15 protein-coding genes are annotated in these 16,128 nt (G+C 37.1%); 4 read left to right on the forward strand and 11 right to left on the reverse strand.

Annotation, left to right across the window (positions count from 1 at the left end; translation table 11 throughout):
* The first annotated feature begins 34 nt into the window (after nucleotides 1–34).
* On the forward strand, nucleotides 35–1,372 hold the full coding sequence (gene ffh / locus WG904_RS05805; protein WP_339578349.1) for a signal recognition particle protein: 1,338 nt from the start codon (nucleotides 35–37) through the stop codon (nucleotides 1,370–1,372).
* 19 nt (nucleotides 1,373–1,391) lie between these two features.
* Here ffh and WG904_RS05810 read toward each other — a convergent pair whose 3' ends face one another.
* Nucleotides 1,392–1,619: a hypothetical protein gene (locus tag WG904_RS05810; RefSeq protein WP_339578350.1), complete on the reverse strand. Its 228-nt coding sequence runs from the start codon at nucleotides 1,617–1,619 to the stop codon at nucleotides 1,392–1,394.
* 92 nt (nucleotides 1,620–1,711) lie between these two features.
* On the opposite strand from WG904_RS05810, the gene WG904_RS05815 reads away from it, so the two are divergent.
* A complete protein-coding gene (locus WG904_RS05815) occupies nucleotides 1,712–3,250 on the forward strand; it encodes a YifB family Mg chelatase-like AAA ATPase (RefSeq protein ID WP_339578351.1) in 1,539 nt (512 codons plus the stop codon).
* 5 nt (nucleotides 3,251–3,255) lie between these two features.
* Here the strand turns inward: WG904_RS05815 and WG904_RS05820 are convergent, their stop codons facing one another.
* Nucleotides 3,256–3,777: a putative periplasmic lipoprotein gene (locus WG904_RS05820; protein ID WP_339578352.1), complete on the reverse strand. Its 522-nt coding sequence runs from the start codon at nucleotides 3,775–3,777 to the stop codon at nucleotides 3,256–3,258.
* Between the two features lie 180 nt (nucleotides 3,778–3,957).
* Here WG904_RS05820 and WG904_RS05825 point away from each other — a divergent pair, with 180 nt between their 5' ends.
* Entirely contained in the window at nucleotides 3,958–4,389 is a 432-nt protein-coding gene (locus WG904_RS05825; protein ID WP_339578353.1) for a hypothetical protein, read from the forward strand.
* 5 nt (nucleotides 4,390–4,394) lie between these two features.
* On the opposite strand, the gene WG904_RS05830 is transcribed toward WG904_RS05825, so the two are convergent.
* From WG904_RS05830 to htpG, 9 genes are all read right to left on the reverse strand, one after another.
* Nucleotides 4,395–4,631 carry a hypothetical protein gene (locus WG904_RS05830; RefSeq protein WP_339578354.1) on the reverse strand — a complete coding sequence of 79 codons (237 nt, stop codon included), beginning with the start codon at nucleotides 4,629–4,631 and terminating at the stop codon, nucleotides 4,395–4,397.
* A gap of 1 nt (nucleotide 4,632) precedes the next feature.
* On the reverse strand, nucleotides 4,633–4,893 hold the full coding sequence (locus tag WG904_RS05835) for a hypothetical protein (RefSeq protein WP_339578355.1): 261 nt from the start codon (nucleotides 4,891–4,893) through the stop codon (nucleotides 4,633–4,635).
* Between the two features lie 111 nt (nucleotides 4,894–5,004).
* The gene (locus WG904_RS05840) at nucleotides 5,005–5,595 is read right to left on the reverse strand and encodes a TlpA family protein disulfide reductase (protein ID WP_339578356.1); all 591 of its coding nucleotides are present in this window, start codon (nucleotides 5,593–5,595) and stop codon (nucleotides 5,005–5,007) included.
* 10 nt (nucleotides 5,596–5,605) lie between these two features.
* Nucleotides 5,606–6,862, reverse strand: coding sequence for a porin family protein (locus WG904_RS05845; RefSeq protein WP_339578357.1), 1,257 nt, complete (start codon nucleotides 6,860–6,862; stop codon nucleotides 5,606–5,608).
* On the reverse strand, nucleotides 6,849–7,418 hold the full coding sequence (locus WG904_RS05850) for an RNA polymerase sigma factor (RefSeq protein WP_339578358.1): 570 nt from the start codon (nucleotides 7,416–7,418) through the stop codon (nucleotides 6,849–6,851). Before WG904_RS05850 ends, WG904_RS05845 begins: the two co-directional genes overlap by 14 nt.
* A 103-nt stretch (nucleotides 7,419–7,521) precedes the next feature.
* The gene (locus tag WG904_RS05855; protein WP_339578359.1) at nucleotides 7,522–8,208 is read right to left on the reverse strand and encodes a DUF4397 domain-containing protein; all 687 of its coding nucleotides are present in this window, start codon (nucleotides 8,206–8,208) and stop codon (nucleotides 7,522–7,524) included.
* A gap of 152 nt (nucleotides 8,209–8,360) precedes the next feature.
* Nucleotides 8,361–11,210: an outer membrane beta-barrel protein gene (locus WG904_RS05860; protein WP_339578360.1), complete on the reverse strand. Its 2,850-nt coding sequence runs from the start codon at nucleotides 11,208–11,210 to the stop codon at nucleotides 8,361–8,363.
* Nucleotides 11,211–11,325: 115 nt separating this feature from the next.
* Nucleotides 11,326–12,546, reverse strand: a complete 1,221-nt coding sequence (locus WG904_RS05865; RefSeq protein ID WP_339578361.1) for a metallophosphoesterase — start codon at nucleotides 12,544–12,546, stop codon at nucleotides 11,326–11,328.
* A 46-nt stretch (nucleotides 12,547–12,592) separates the two neighbouring features.
* Nucleotides 12,593–14,479 (reverse strand): molecular chaperone HtpG, encoded by a 1,887-nt coding sequence (gene htpG / locus WG904_RS05870; protein WP_339578362.1) that lies wholly within the window; start codon nucleotides 14,477–14,479, stop codon nucleotides 12,593–12,595.
* 361 nt (nucleotides 14,480–14,840) lie between these two features.
* Here htpG and WG904_RS05875 point away from each other — a divergent pair, with 361 nt between their 5' ends.
* Nucleotides 14,841–16,070, forward strand: coding sequence for a M16 family metallopeptidase (locus WG904_RS05875; protein ID WP_339578363.1), 1,230 nt, complete (start codon nucleotides 14,841–14,843; stop codon nucleotides 16,068–16,070).
* The last annotated feature ends 58 nt before the right edge of the window (nucleotides 16,071–16,128 follow it).

Genomic DNA, 16,128 nt, shown 5'->3' on the forward strand with positions numbered 1-16,128 from the left:
ATTAATACCTTTGCACTTTAACAAGTAGACGAATATGTTTGAGAATTTACAGGACAAGCTAGATAGAGCATTTAAAGTTTTAAAAGGACAAGGGAGTATAACTGAGATTAACGTGGCCGAAACCATGAAGGAAATCAGGAAAGCGCTTTTAGATGCCGACGTAAATTATAAAACGGCTAAAAGCTTTACCGATGAGGTAAAAGAGAAAGCTTTGGGGCTAAATGTACTTACCACTGTTTCTCCGGGTCAGTTGTTAACCAAGGTGATGAACGATGAGCTTACGGCTTTAATGGGTGGTGAGGTTACCGAACTTGATTTAAAAAACAATCCAACTATTATATTAATCGCCGGTTTAAATGGAGCAGGTAAAACCACATTTACTGGTAAATTAGCCCTTCACCTGAAAAGCAAAGGCAAAAAGCCATTAATGGTTGCTGGTGACGTCTATCGCCCTGCCGCAGTAGATCAATTGCAGATTTTGGGGGAACAGATTGGGGTTCCAGTATATGCAAATACTGCTTCGAAGGATCCAATTGCAATTGCTTTAGAAGGGATTGCCGAAGGTAAAAAGAACAACAATAATGTAATTATTATAGATACCGCAGGCCGCTTATCGATAGACGAGAGCTTGATGAATGAAATTTCGGAGGTTAAGGCGCAAACCAAACCACACGAAATTTTATTCGTTGTGGACGCCATGACGGGTCAAGATGCTGTAAATACCGCAAAGGTGTTCAATGATAGATTGGACTTTACTGGCGTGGTGTTAACCAAATTAGATGGGGATACCCGTGGTGGTGCAGCATTATCGATTAAGTCTGTTGTAAACAAGCCGATAAAGTTTATTGGTACAGGCGAGAAAATGGAAGCGCTTGATGTGTTCTATCCAGATCGGATGGCTTCTCGTATTTTGGGCATGGGCGATGTGGTTTCCTTAGTAGAAAGGGCCCAACAACAGTTTGACGAGAAGGAAGCGGCCGAATTGCAAAAGAAAATCCGTAAAAATAAGTTCGACTTTAACGATTTCTACAACCAGATTCAGCAAATTAAGAAGATGGGTAACATGAAAGATTTGGTAGGCATGATCCCCGGTGTAGGAAAAATGATGAAAAATGTGGATATCCAAGACGATGCGTTTAAAAATGTAGAAGCGATTATTCAATCGATGACACCTTTCGAGAAAGAAAACCCAGATAGCATACAGCAAAGTAGACGTTTACGTATTGCAAAAGGCTCGGGCAACAAGGTTGAAGAAGTAACCAAGTTAATTAAGCAGTTCGAAGATATGCGTAAAGTGATGAAGCAATTTTCTAATCCAGCTGCTGCGGCTAAAATGATGAAGAATATGCCGAAAATGCCACATGGGCGATAGGCAAGGCGGGTAGCGATTATTATTTAATGATCATAAAACCTTTTATATCTTTTTCAATTCCGTTTAGCCACACGGCTTTTATGATAGGTGTGGATTGACGTCCATAGGTGAATATCGCTTTAATCGTGTCTGTTTTTGTACTGCCAAACTTTCGCCTCAATATACCGCCCGCTAAATTCAAACACAGTTCTTCAACTAACAGAATCGGCAAAGAAAAATATACACCAAAAAGCAAACCTTTACTCATCGAATTAAACAAATTTCTTGCTGATTTGAATTTGAAAAAATCCTGCTTTAACCTGCTAAAAATCCATTTTGCTTTGCCTACATTTAGGCATTATGCTTGTAAAAACCTATGGAAGTGCCGTTTATGGGGTTAAAGCGCTAAGCATTACCATAGAGGTAAATATTAGCCGCGGGACCAAATATTTTATGGTGGGCTTGCCCGATAATGCCGTAAAAGAAAGTATGTTTAGAGTAGCGAGTGCCATTAATGCTTCGGGTTATCGCATGCCCCGCCAGCGCATATTGGTTAACCTCGCACCGGCGGATATTAAGAAGGAGGGTTCGGCCTACGACCTTCCGATTGCCATGGGCATATTGGCTGCTTCTGGCCAAATAGACCCCATAGAACTAGAGCACTATTTAATTATGGGCGAGCTCTCGTTAAATGGCGCCCTACAACGGATACGCGGCGCCCTACCCATCTCCATACAGGCTCGAAATGCGAAGTTCAAAGGATTTATTTTACCAAAAGCGAACGAAAAAGAAGCAGGAGTTGTAAACGATTTAGCGGTGTATGGAATGGAAACCCTTTTAGAGGTGATAAACTTTTTTAAGAACGAAAAAAAGCCATCCCCGGTCGAAGTAGACACATTAGCACAATTTGCTCAACGAATGGATAACGGCGAATTCGATTTTGCAGATGTAAAGGGTCAAGAAGACATTAAAAGGGCGCTCGAAATTGCAGCAGCTGGAGGCCATAATGTAATTTTAATTGGTCCGCCAGGTGCCGGCAAAACCATGCTTGCCAAGCGATTGCCAACCGTATTGCCTCCTTTAAATTTGCAGGAAGCGTTAGAAACGACTAAAATCTACTCTGTAATGGGTAAACTTTCTTCTTCAGAAGCGCTAATCACCGAAAGGCCATTTCGCTCGCCCCACCACACCATTTCTAACATTGCATTAATAGGTGGAGGCTCGCATCCACAACCGGGAGAAATTTCATTGGCGCACAATGGTGTGCTATTTTTAGATGAGCTTCCCGAATTTAAGCGGAGCGCTTTGGAGGTAATGAGACAGCCTTTAGAAGAAAGGAAAGTAACCATTTCGAGAGCAAAATTTTCTATTGAGTATGATTGTAGTATCATTCTGGTCGCTGCTTGTAATCCATGTAACTGTGGCCATTTCAACGATAGAAATACGCCGTGTTCGTGCCCACCGGGGGCGGTTAAGAAATACTTAAGCAAGATTTCTGGCCCCTTATTAGATCGTATCGATCTTCACATAGAAGTAACCCCGGTAAATTTTAATGCACTTTCCTCATCCCACGAAGCAGAAAAAAGCGCTGAGATAAGAAAAAGAGTAATAAGCGCACGTTCATGGCAAGAAAAGCGATTTAAAGGGAGTGAACACATACATTTTAACGCACAAATGAGTCCAAATATGACCAAGAAAATTTGTGAAATTGACGAAACAAGCCAAGCATTAATCAAGCAGGCTATGGAAAGGCTTGGCTTATCGGCTAGAGCATACGATAGAATCTTAAAAGTAGCACGTACCATAGCCGATTTGGCCGAAAGCGCCAACATTGAACCTGAGCATTTGGCCGAAGCCATACACTATAGGAGCTTAGATCGAGAAAGTTGGGGAGGATAAATCGATTATTTCATCATCGCATGCTGAACGTACTCGCTCCAGATTACCACTTTTCCGTCTTTTATTTTTAGATCGTTAAAGTAGTTAACGCTATCCTTTTTTCCATTGTTGTCTTCCCAATATTGTTTATACCATAAACTCACCCATTGCTTAGATTTATCGGCATTGGTAACCGATTCAGCATCGTCCATTTTAATGATGATGCTTTTGTATTTATCCATTTCTTCTTGGGCACTTTTAAGGAAATCTGCTTTTAAACCTTTAAACTCATAACCATCCACAACAAGATTGATGCTATCGCCAATAAATGCCTTTAATGCAGCTGTATCTCTATTTTCGAAAGCTTTTATCGCATTCATTGCGACCAGCATATTCTTAGAATCAGGGTTCATTTCCCATTTTTCAGCATCTTTAATCGTGTAAGGATAAATGGTGCTGTCTGATGTTACCGTCGTAGTTGCAGTTTCCTTATTTTGGCAAGCTGTAAGTAGCGAAGCGCCTAAAAACAGTAAGAATAATTGTTTCATGTTGTTGATTTTAAGGTTAATAGTAATTAAATATACTAAGTTTAAGGAAAATAACGTAATTGAATACTAATGTAGATTGTAGCGTTTTTGGCTCAGCTATCGTATACATCTACAGCCGCTAATTACTTTATTTTGGCGTTGCCTTTAAAAACCTTAATTTAGCTTTATCAATTGAAACATATGAAATCAGCCATTAAAATATTCGCTCTTTTTGCCATCATTCTTATAAGTTCGTGCAAAAAGGATTTTAAGGATAGACAAGATAAAACGGTTTTACTAACTAAACCAACAGGATGGGTAACCGTAAAAATCGAACAAAGGGCTGAAAATGGAACTTGGAACGATATTACAAGCGACCTCAATGCGTTCGCTGTAGATAATCTATTAATTTTTGATCCTTATTATGTTTGGGCAATAAATGAAGGGCCAATTAAGTTCCCGGGCAATCCTCAAATTGTCGCTTCTGGATCATGGCGTTTTACCGATGATGCCACAAAAATACAATTTGTAGGAGGTAATCTTGCTGAAATTACGGAGTTAACAGAAACCTCGCTACAATACATCGTTACAGCGAATGGAGCAACCAACCGCTTTACTTATAAGCATCCTTAGTGAGTTTATTTTTGTTTAGCTAGAAATTTAACGATAACGCGACCAATAGAATCCACTTCCTCATTTGCTTCGATAATTGGAAGATCCGTTTTGTAATCTATTCTTAGCCATTTTGAGTTTTTATGCTGCATTACTTGAATGTATTCTATACCATCTTTAAAAACAGTATATACCCCATCTTCTTCAGGAATTATTTCATAAATACTGCTATTGCCTTTAAAGAAAAAAGATTCTTCTTCCATTTTACGAATCTATCTCTTCTTCATCATCCAATTCTGGCTCTTCTTTATAATTTTCGATCAGTTGGCCCAATTGATTAACCTCTTCATCAGGTTCAAATTGAGGTAGCCCGGTTTCCTTATCAAATTTTATCCATTGAGAAGCCGCATCTTTCTGTATTTGTAGATATTCTTTGCCATCTTTGAAGACAACATAGGTGTCATTCCCTTCAGGAAATATGGCGTAATTTAAAGTGCCGATTTCTATATCAAACGGTTGTTGCATTTTTTGCTAATGGCTAATGGTCTCAAAGTAAACAGAGCCTAAAGATAGCAAATGAAAATAGGATTGATAAAATTATTGAATACCTAAATTCTCTTAATCCAAAACAATGCACTAATCCCTCTGCATTTTTAAAGCCTGGATAAAAGCGATGAACTTAGGGTTTGCATAATTTGCTGCCCCCGTCTCATTATAAGAAATTCTTCCCTTTTTGTCGAATACAATTGTGGTGGGTAACGATCCTTTAAAGATTTGAGCAGGTAGCTTGCTGGCAACAGCATAAACGGGCATCTTATACTTTTTTCTATCCATGTAGGCCTGAGCCTTTTTAAAATCACCGTCGGCATCGACGAGTAAAAATACAACGTCCTGATCGCTTCCAAACTGCTCATGCAATTTATTAACTGAGGGCATTTCGGCTAGACAGGGTGGGCACCAGGTTGCCCAAAAATTTAAGAATATTATTTTCCCATCGAGATCGCCTAAACTGATTATGTTATTTTTGACATCTTTAAACTTAATGGCGGATAAATCGGAGTTGGGAGTGATTTTTTGGTGATCTACCGAAGGTTTAAACAGGCCTATTTCCATCAAACCTTGCATTACCAATGCTTTAGCAGAGGGAACAAGAAGGATAGTCAAAAACAAAGCTATAAATAAGGCGTTTACAATGTTCTTCCTCGTGATCATCTTTTTAAGTAGCATATCTTTTGGTTTAGAAACCAACTTTTAATCTCACACCGGTACCAACTAATCGCAAATTGTCTTGTGTAACGCCCTTAATCGGTAATTTTACAAAAGGCTCAATAGCGAGTGCATGGTTTTTATATACTTTTTTCGTGTAGCCAAACGAAAGATTATAGAAGCCAATGTAATTTAAATCTTCGATTGCTGCGCCAGAGGCAAGCTCTGTAGTACGTTGGTTTACAAGGTAAGAATTTGCAAATTGCCCTTTGGCCTCATTATCAATACTGCTTGACGCTCCATTCGCTCCAGTTCCTCCGCTAGAACCAGCCGCATTTTTAACCACAACAGTTTCCACAAATGTATTTCTTCTGCTTTGATTTAGTACCGCAAAGCCTGATATGCCCAAATTGGCGTACATATTTTTATTAATATGGTATTTAAGTTCTAATGGAATATCCAAGCCTGTAACCTCCTCATTGATCATCTCTAAACTTTTGGTGTTTCCTAAAAGGATGGAAGAAGAACCGATTCTTGTAGGCAGGTTTTTGCTTGCATTCATCTTACTATAAGCAATTCCTGAACTTAGCGATAAACGATTAGATAAATTGTAAGTCATGCTCACACCATAACCGATGTTTAATTCTTGGGTATTTCCAATAGAAGGAGCCAACATTAATCCCCAATCCCATTTTTGCTTTTTATTTATAGCTAATTTATCAATTTTACCCTCACCCTTTTTCGTCTCATTCGCTAAATATTCAATAATGTCTGTCTTAACTTTTTCATCAACTTTGGCAATAACCTGCTCCGTATCGGGTTGTGGACTTACCACTGTAGGCAGTGCTGTTGTAGTGGAAGAAGGCGTGTTATTGATAGCAACTTGTGCAGTTGGCTCAGTTGTTTGTTGCGCAAAAATAACCTTGTTTTGCGGATCTTCCCTCGCCAATTGCGCGTTCGCTAGTGATTTCGGTTCAACTGCAAGAGCATCTTCATTCGAAGGTTGTTTTTCTAACGATGAATTATCGTTTTCGACCTTTTGTTTGGTTAGTTGCTCGTTCTGCGGGCGATTTGTGCTAAACCAAATAAGGCTAAAACAAATCGCTAAAATAGCCGCAGCGCCACTCAGGCGAGTTAGCCAAAAGATAGGACGTTTTTTAGTTTCTACTCTTTGATTAAATTTTTCCCACGCGCCTTTTTGGTAAACCTCTTCATGAGTTTTTAGGCTCTGCTTGATGTGAGCAATGAGCTCCTCATCTTTTTTGTGCTTATGTTCAGTAGGTTGCATAATTATTTATTAATGTTTTTGAGTAAAGCATTCTCAGTTTGTTTTTTGCTCGTGTTAGGTATACCCTGCTAGAACTTTCTGGGATGTTTAACGTCTTTGCAATTTCATCGTGAGAGAAACCTTCAATCTCGTATAAATTAAATATCAATTTTTGTATTTCTGGTAGCGCATCAAGTAGTTTAAGAATGTCTTTCACATTTAATGCTGCTATTATATTTATTTCTGTTAATGGTTCTTGTTCTTCTACTATTTCATCAAGTGATATCAAATTGCGTTTAGTACGTAAAAAATCTATCGCCGTACGCGATGCTATTTTCGAAATCCAGGCTTTAAACGCCTTTTGATGTTCTTCCTTGTTCTTTGGAAAATTAAACTGGTTAACGGCATTAAATATTTTTATAAACGCATCATTTACAAGTTCTTCCGCATCATCCCTATCATTTACATAACGTAAAACAACAGCCATTAAATAGCCATAAAATGATTTATAGATCATTTCCTTGCTCTTGTTGTCGTTACGTAGGCAGCCTACAACAGTATCCTCAAAATTGAGCATTCTTTAGGTAGGCCTTTTGGTTCTTTTCAATCATATAAAATGATTTCGGTTTCGGTTAAAAAAATAAAAGCCAAAAAGCTTGTGTTTTGGCTTTTGGCAGCCACTATTTGTGTGTATAAATAGCAACGCCTAATTTTGTCTCATCAGTAGCAGCTTTAAGTCCTTTTACATAAATAGTGTAAATTTTCTGATCTTCAATCTTGATGTCAGGAAGGCTTAAAACGATGTTTCCTGTTTTATGCTCTCTTATGTTAAATGTAACTTTATCGCCAGTTTCTACCAATATGGCATTCGAATAATCTTTAAAAGCGATGTTTGTAATTAAGGCCGGGTCGTTCTCTACCGATAAGGTGAGGGGGTCTGAATCAGGACTTAAGTTAGCAAAACGTACCGAGGCCTTACCTTTAACAGGTTTTGTTAAATTATCGGGCAAGAGCATAAATTTAATGTCGGCAAATTTATCGATGATAAAAAGCGTGTATCCAAACTGAGGCTCCAATATAAAAAGTTCTGATTTTAAAGGAACATTCGAGTCTTTCTGGGTAATGGTCATCCTTCTGCTACCCGAATAAGCATTTAAATAATCTATTTTGCTTCCAAAGGTGAAATTTGTTCCACTCGGTGTTACTTTGGTGTTATCAACGTAGATGTCGAGATTCGCTGTACTTGGTGAAGCATTTACAATGCTTAAGCCTGAAACATCAAATACAGGATCAACCTCTCTCTTTTTGCAAGAGAACAAGACTACGGTACATATGAAAGCGACAATAATATTTATTGATCGGTTCATGGTTAATTTTCGGGTATAATTAAAAAACAAATGGCTAATGTTTAGTCAACACATTTACTTAATACGAGTTAATGTGTCTAAACGCTACAGTTTTTAGAAATAAATATAATAAAAATACTAATTATTTTTTCAACATACTAATCGTAACGTACTCAATAAGAGGTATCGGCATCTACACGGAAAGCTTTTCCACCAAATTGAGAGAGATTATAAGTTAGCGCAACCGTAACTACACGGGTAACCTGATTGCTGCGACTATCGATAATCGAATTCCCAGAAATCATGCGCGACAAATTATTTCCTTGGTTTAGTAAGTCGTTCGCATTAACGCTTAAATTTAAGGCCTGGTTTTTCAGAAAAACCTTAGTTAAACTGGTGTTTACAATAAAAGGATTAACATTGGCTAACGAATACCCACTATTAATTCGCTTTGTGGCATTAACAACAAAGTAATAGCTTTTTTTTACGGTTAATCTCGAAGAGAAATTCATGTCTAAACTTTTTACATTTCCAATGCTATTCGTATTAAATTCTGCATTGCTTTTAGTAAAGCTGTAATTTATATTCGAGCTTAATATCAACTTCTTAAGTCGAAGCGAGTTGGTAACATTACCACGAAAAGTATGGGTATTAAAAAGGGTAGCGCCATTAATCTGGCCAAGATTTAGATAATAAATTTCGTTTATGGAGCCCGTATTTAGTAAATTTGTGTTGGAACTAAAAGTGTAATTTGCACTGGCAGACATGGAAAACAATTTCAAGTTCATGCTTCCCCGAAATTGTTGCGATAAGTTAAAACCCTTATTAAATCGTTTGATAGTATTCACAAATAGCGCTCTATTCGAAACTCCAAATGAACCTCCGTACGAAATCGAATATTTGTTTTTTTTGAACGGAAGATTTAAGGTATAATTCCCACTCCCATTATAATTGCCATTCGTGTTCTCATATCTGGTTTCTTGCTTTAAACTATTTAAAGTGTCGGGCACTAAAATTACGTTACTTACAATTTCATTTTGAGTGGTCGAAAAATTTAGTACAGACATCATCGACACTCCCGATTTTGAATTTACATAGTTAAAGTTTGAAGAGATTCTATGATTAAAGAAAGGCTTTAGATTTGGGTTTCCAATGATCACATTTTGTAAATTTTGGCTATTGCGAATGGGTTGCATCTGATTAATCGACGGCGCATTGTTATTGCCGGTGTAGCTTAATGAAATTGTTTTTCCTTTCGATATGGTTTTACTAAGATTAAGGTTCGGAGCGTAGTTGAGGTTATTATTTTTTATTTTTTGGTTGAGGTTGATGTAGTGATTTTGCATTAAACTTGGTCGTGCATTTATACCAAAGTTGTAGCGTATTTTCTTATTGCTGTAGTTATAATTTACACCTAAAGATTGATTAATGAATAAGGAGGTATATTTTGTGCTAAGCGAATCGATGTATTTAGGCAGATGAGTTGTATTGTTAAGCACAAATGTAGCCACATCACTATTGGTATTGCCTACAGAAATGATATAACTAATGTTTAAATTTTGCTTTGCTAAAGAATCTTTTGGCTTTTTTAACCCAATACCAAAAGTAAATGCTAGACCCACATTTTGATTATTGTTTTCCGAAACTAAGTTCCTATTTAACAATGAATCCTTTTTTAAGATCTGCGTGTCTTTATCGTAATAAAGCGTATTTGTACTTATGGTTTGATTTGAAGTATTTCCACTTGTTGAAACGCCCAAATTAGCAGAAAAACTATTGTTTTTATTCTTCAAAATCTTTGAAAAGCTTACATCTCCATTTATTTTAGGGGAATTGCTCTTCGATTGATTGCTATTTTTTAGATCTTGCCTAATTACGCCCGACTGATTGGTAAAGAAAGAATTATCGCTATTACTTCCATTATATGCGGCCCCAAACGTACCACTCACAAATACTTTCTTGTTGTTATAGTTAAAATCAGTATTTAAATTATGACCCTTATTTTTGTTCTGACCATCGCTTTGCGATTTTGTATAAAAGGTGCCAATTGGATTTAAGGTTTCTATCGCTTGTTCACTTTTAAACGCCACATTGTTGCCCATAAAATTGTAGTTAATTCCCAAATTCCCATTCTTGCCTATTTTATCGCGATGGCTGGTCGAAATTTGAATGTTTTCGCTTGTGCCTGCTCCATTATTTGAGGTTGTGTATCCTAAATTTCCGCTGCTCTGCTTATTATCATTCCACAAATTGCCATTTAACCTACTTCCTATCTGATCATTCGTGCCGCCATTGATCTTTGCATTGCCAAATTTCCCTTTGTTCATCCCAGGTTTGGTAACGATATTTAACATTTTAGTAGGCTCACCTATTTTTAGTCCTGTAAAATTTGCTTCATCACCGTAATCATCAATAACTTGAACTTTTGATACGATGCCTGCTGGAAGTTTGCCAATGAAATCTTTAATGTCGTTGGTAAAAAAATCTTTTCCGTTAATGCGCAATTTTACCATGTCCTTGCCCATGGTTTTCACATTATATTCATCATCTATCTCCATGCCAGGGAATTGCTTAATTAAATCGGCTACATTATCACCTTCTAACACTTGAAAGGCTGCTGCATTATACTCTATTGTATCTTGCATAATGCGGATGGGATTAGGTTTTCCCTTAATTTCTACCGTTTTTAGCATGTTTGCCGCATATTTTAGCTCAATGTCGGCTATTTCTAAGTGTTTATCTTTGCCGAATGTATAGGTGTGACTATAACTTTGATAAGCCATAGCGCTAATACTTAATGAAAAAGTTTCTGATTTAATTTTCGAAAAACTGAAATAACCTTCAGTATTGGTTGTAGTGCGTAGGGTATCGGACCCTGCAATTAAGATAATAGTAGCACTACTAATTCCGGTTTTAGTAGAGTCGATAACCAAACCGCTTACTCGCTTGTTGCTTTGTGCAAAACCCATTAATCCCTGGCATAGCAATATAGTAAGCAGAAAAATAGGATATCGCTTTTTCAAAGGTTTAGTGTGTTTGGTTTTACAAACTTAACTTTTAGTTCGTTCTCGTTGATGTTTTTGACATAATTTAACTAAAAATAAATTCTCTAAATCACCATCGGATAACGAAAATTTTTTATCCCTTTTTTAATTCGATTACGGTAATTTCTGGCCATATGCCTATCCTGCCCGAGAAACCGATAAAACCAAAGCCTCGATTCACATTTAAGAAGCGTTTATTTTCTTCCTTAATGCCGGCCCAGTGTGCATATCTATATTTAACCGGACTCCATTTTATTCCCAATGCCTCTATGCCGAACTGCATGCCGTGGGTATGGCCTGCTAAGGTTAAATTAATTTTTGAAGGATGGTTTTTTACCTGTGCTTCCCAGTGTGATGGATCGTGAGAAAGCAAAACCTTGAAATCATCTGTATTGGTGCCTTTTAATGCTTTTTCTAAATCTCCTCTTTCGCCAAAGCCCAATCCCCAATTCTCAATTCCAGCAAGAACAATTTTTTGACCATCTTTCTCCAAGAGAACATGTTCATCTAATAATAACCGAAAGCCCAATTCTGCATGGTATTTTTTTAAGTGCTGAAGATTGCCTTTTTTAACCAAATCGTTTGGCCATTTCACGTAATCGCCATAGTCATGATTTCCTAAAACAGAAAATTGTCCGTAAGGGGCCTTAATTTGAGAAAAATGATTAATCCACGGTTTAATTTCTTCTGCTTTGTTGTTCACTAAATCGCCAGTAAACACAAACAAATCTGAATGTTGCGCATTGATTAAATCTATACCTTTTTGCACCGCATTTGGATCGGTAAAACTGCCGGCATGAACGTCTGAAATTTGCGTAAGTGTAAATCCATCAAACGCCTCAGGCAAATCTTTAAAGTATAAAGTATGTTTAATTACCCGATATGCATATTTCCCCTTGGTTATCCCATAAATAAATAGTAAAACCGAACTTATAAATACAACAGCGGCAAAACTAATCCAATAAGGGTTTCGTACGGGCGATAAAAAATCATGTTTAACTACCAAATTAAAAAGACCGTATCCACCTCTAAATACATCATTTACAAATAGTAAAAGGGCAAAGAAGATTTCGCTTACAAAGAGCACTAGAAAGAAGTGTGTAGCGACTTTGAAAAATTGATCCATTCCTCGGCTTTGCATCCCTTGGATAGCATAAAGAAGACTTGCTAAACTGAGAGTTATAACCGACCAAAAAACAAGTGGTACATAGGGTTGAGGAGCGATGGTTCTCAAACCTATTAAAACATACCAACTTAATAAAAAGAAGAGTAGTGCAAATATGCTGATTGGAAAGATAGAAAATCTTCTTTTCATGTATGTATGTTGAACCTCGCAGGTTGCCAACCTGCGAGGTTTAAAATTAAATTAACTCAACACTCCTGCTCACAAAAGCGGTTAATTCGGCTCCAGTTAACATTCCTTGCGAAAGCAACGCTAAGTCTACAGCTTGCTTTGCTAATTTACTTTGCTCTTCCTCGTTGGTAGATTGAAGAATTTTGCTCACCAACTTGTGATTTCCGTTAATAGCCACTTTATAGCTATCCGGCATGTTGCCATAAAAACTCATTCCCCCCCCCATTTTAGCCATGTCTTTCATGCGGCGCATAAATTCATCCATGGTAACTGTTACAGGCGAATCGTCAGGGTTTAAACCTACAACCTCTACACTAAAATTAGGTTTAACAATTGCTTTTTCGAAGATTGATTTTACGGTTGCCGATTGTTCTTCACTTAAAACCGATTCAAGTATTTCATCTTTTTCGATCAACTGATTAGCAACACTAGCATCTACACGTTTTAATTGTGTTTTTTCTAGTTTTTGCTCCAGGCTACTTACAAAATGGCTATCAATTGGTGTATTCATCACCAACACATCATACCCTTTTCTCTCGGCCGATTGGATAAATCCATCTTGTTTATCTGGATCGGTGGTATATAAATAAACCACATTACCGTTTTTATCGGTTTGAACTGGAGCAACTTTTTCTTTGTATTCTTCAAAAGTAAAGTTTTCGCCTTTGGTATTAGTTAATAATGCAAAATCTTTTCCTTTATCGTAAAATTTCTCTTCGCTAATCATTCCGTATTTCACGAATAAACCTATATTGCTCCATTTTTCTTCGTAACCCTTACGATCTTTAGTAAAGAGCTCGCCCAATTTATCAGCTACTTTTTTAGTGATGTAGCTATTTATTTTCTTCACATTGCTATCGGCCTGCAAAAAGCTTCGCGAAACGTTTAAAGGAATATCTGGAGAATCGATTACACCGTGTAAAAGCATTAAAAATTCAGGGACAATATCTTTTACCTCGTCGGTAATAAACACTTGGCGACTAAATAATTTAATTTTATTGCGTTGCAGATCAAAATCATCTTTAACCTTAGGGAAATAAAGTACACCTGTTAGGTTAAAAGGATAATCAACATTTAAGTGTATCCAAAACAGAGGATCTTCCGAAAATGGATATAATTGCTTGTAAAAATCTAGATAATCTTCGTCCGACAAATCGGCAGGCGCTTTGGTCCAGATCGGATGTGTGGTATTAATTATATTTGGTACTTGAACCGAAGTATATTTTGCTTTACCTTCTTCATCTACACCGTCTTCTTCTTGTGTAGTTTTAGTGCCAAATTTAATAGGAACAGGTAAGAATTTCGCGTATTTATCTAATATCTGCTGTAGTTTATTTTCGCTTAAAAACTCTTCTGATTCAGCATTAATGTGTAAGATAATGCTCGTGCCCCGAGTAGTTCTATCGCCATCTGAAATCTCGAATGAGGTACTTCCATCGCAAGTCCACTTTGCTGCTGTAGCCCCTTCTAGGTAAGATAATGTTTGGATTTCTACCAAATCGGCAACCATAAATGCCGAATAGAAGCCTAATCCGAATTTGCCGATAATCTCATTAGCGTCTTTTGCATCTTTAAACTTTTCAACAAATTCACTTGCGCCAGAAAACGCAACTTGATTAATGTATTTCTTGATTTCTTCGGCTGTCATTCCCAATCCATTATCGCTAATGGTAATGGTTTTTGCTGTGGTGTCTAAACTTACCTCTACCAAAGGCTCGCCAAGCTCGCCATTATATTGCCCCAATGCTGCCAAGCGTTTAATTTTTTGAACTGCATCAACTGCATTAGAAACTAATTCCCTTAAAAAGATCTCATTATCCGAATACAGGAATTTCTTGATGATTGGAAAAATGTTTTCTGTGTGTATGGAAATACTTCCTTTTTCTGTTTTCATATTTGAGGTATAATTTTTTGATTACACCTATCCTTATCAATGGCTGTTCCAAAACCGATAATAGGTCAAAATGACAGGTATAGAAACAATATTCATCTATCTTTTTGCATTGTTGTATTTTTTAGTGCAGTAGTGCTAAGACTAAATAAAGAGGCCTTTTTTTGAAGCGGGTTTAGCGAATACAACGCCCATTTTGTAGGTGATTTTAAAACCCATAATTTTTTTTATGTTATTTGCAGCGGCTAGTTTTATTGCATTGGTAGGAAGTAGACCAAAAAAAGAAAAAGTAATCAGCGTTTTTCAATTGCAATATCCAGATACGGAAAAACTTTAAACCAAATTACATTATCTTTGCAGCTTAATGGAATATAACGTTCATACCTTACGTAACGGCATTCGTATCTTACATGTACCTTCTGCTTCGGCCATTTCTCATGCCTGCATTTTAATAAATAGTGGTTCGAGGGATGAAGATGATGCACAAATGGGACTAGCCCATTTTATTGAGCACCTTATTTTTAAGCGTACCGAAAAGCGCAGCACCAATCAAATTTTAAACCGCCTAGAAAGTGTAGGGGCCGACTTAAACGCATATACCACTAAAGAATATACCTGTATACATGCGTCGTTTTTGCAGCCTTACGTAGATCGTACGCTTGAATTATTTAACGATATTGTTTTTCATTCGGTATTTCCGCTTGATGAATTGGATAAAGAAAAAGGAGTGATCTTAGATGAGATTGCTTCTTATTTAGATCAACCTGAAGAGGCAATAAACGACGATTTTGAGGACATGTTATTTGCCCACCATGCATTGGGCAGAAATATTTTAGGGACGCCTGAAACGGTGATGGGTTTAAATCAAGAAAACATCAAACAGTTCCTTAAGCATAACTACCGAACTGATGAGATTGTTGTAGCCGTTCTTGGTAATTATTCTTTGAATAAACTCATCAAAATTGGCGAGAAATATTTTGGAGAGGTTCCTGAAAATTCTTCCATATCTAAAAGAATTGCCCCTATTAAAAATGCGCCGCAACACCTTTGCGTTGGCAAACAGATTATGCAGGCGCATAGCATGTTAGGTACACAGGCCTATTCGCTTCATCATCCTTATAAAGCTGGATTGTTGCTGCTAAATAACATTTTAGGGGGTAATGGTATGAGTTCGGTGCTTAACCTTCAAATTCGCGAGAAATACGGAATAGCTTATACTATTGAGTCTAATTATAGTCCGCTAAGTGATACAGGCATTTTTGCCCTTTATTTTGGAACCGACAGGGAGAAAATAGATCGGGCCACCACTCTTATTTTTAAAGAATTCAAGAAAATTCGTTCCTCAAAAATGAATGAGGTGCAGTTGCAGAAGGCAAAAAATAAGTTTATAGGGCAGATTGCGCTTGGCGAAGAAAACCGCATTGGCCTCATCATCTCAATGGCTAAAAGCTTGATAGACTATCAAAAAATAGATGATTTAGAGACGGTGTTTAAAAAAATTCGTGCGGTGAGCGCTGATGATATGGATGCTATAGCAAACGAAGTACTTGACGAAAAAAATCTTAGTTCATTAACGTTCTGCCCAACAGCGTAACGATTCGGACGGCCTATTTCCCATTTCCTGTTCCCTATTTCCTAATAATTTGTATTTT

Origin of the sequence: Pedobacter anseongensis, from assembly GCF_037482965.1 — a bacterium.
GTDB lineage: Bacteria > Bacteroidota > Bacteroidia > Sphingobacteriales > Sphingobacteriaceae > Pedobacter > Pedobacter anseongensis.

Excerpts from the sequence above, each read along its gene's own strand:
- WG904_RS05825 (WP_339578353.1), top strand. The coding sequence starts at position 3,958 with ATGAAATCAGCCATTAAAATATTCGCTCTTTTTGCCATCATTCTTATA.
- WG904_RS05850 (WP_339578358.1), bottom strand. The coding sequence starts at position 7,418 with ATGCTCAATTTTGAGGATACTGTTGTAGGCTGCCTACGTAACGACAAC.
- WG904_RS05820 (WP_339578352.1), bottom strand. The coding sequence starts at position 3,777 with ATGAAACAATTATTCTTACTGTTTTTAGGCGCTTCGCTACTTACAGCT.
- WG904_RS05810 (WP_339578350.1), bottom strand. The coding sequence starts at position 1,619 with ATGAGTAAAGGTTTGCTTTTTGGTGTATATTTTTCTTTGCCGATTCTG.
- WG904_RS05830 (WP_339578354.1), bottom strand. The coding sequence starts at position 4,631 with ATGGAAGAAGAATCTTTTTTCTTTAAAGGCAATAGCAGTATTTATGAA.
- WG904_RS05815 (WP_339578351.1), top strand. The coding sequence starts at position 1,712 with ATGCTTGTAAAAACCTATGGAAGTGCCGTTTATGGGGTTAAAGCGCTA.
- ffh (WP_339578349.1), top strand. The coding sequence starts at position 35 with ATGTTTGAGAATTTACAGGACAAGCTAGATAGAGCATTTAAAGTTTTA.
- WG904_RS05855 (WP_339578359.1), bottom strand. The coding sequence starts at position 8,208 with ATGAACCGATCAATAAATATTATTGTCGCTTTCATATGTACCGTAGTC.
- WG904_RS05865 (WP_339578361.1), bottom strand. The coding sequence starts at position 12,546 with ATGAAAAGAAGATTTTCTATCTTTCCAATCAGCATATTTGCACTACTC.
- WG904_RS05840 (WP_339578356.1), bottom strand. The coding sequence starts at position 5,595 with ATGCTACTTAAAAAGATGATCACGAGGAAGAACATTGTAAACGCCTTA.
- WG904_RS05845 (WP_339578357.1), bottom strand. The coding sequence starts at position 6,862 with ATGCAACCTACTGAACATAAGCACAAAAAAGATGAGGAGCTCATTGCT.
- WG904_RS05875 (WP_339578363.1), top strand. The coding sequence starts at position 14,841 with ATGGAATATAACGTTCATACCTTACGTAACGGCATTCGTATCTTACAT.
- htpG (WP_339578362.1), bottom strand. The coding sequence starts at position 14,479 with ATGAAAACAGAAAAAGGAAGTATTTCCATACACACAGAAAACATTTTT.
- WG904_RS05835 (WP_339578355.1), bottom strand. The coding sequence starts at position 4,893 with ATGCAACAACCGTTTGATATAGAAATCGGCACTTTAAATTACGCCATA.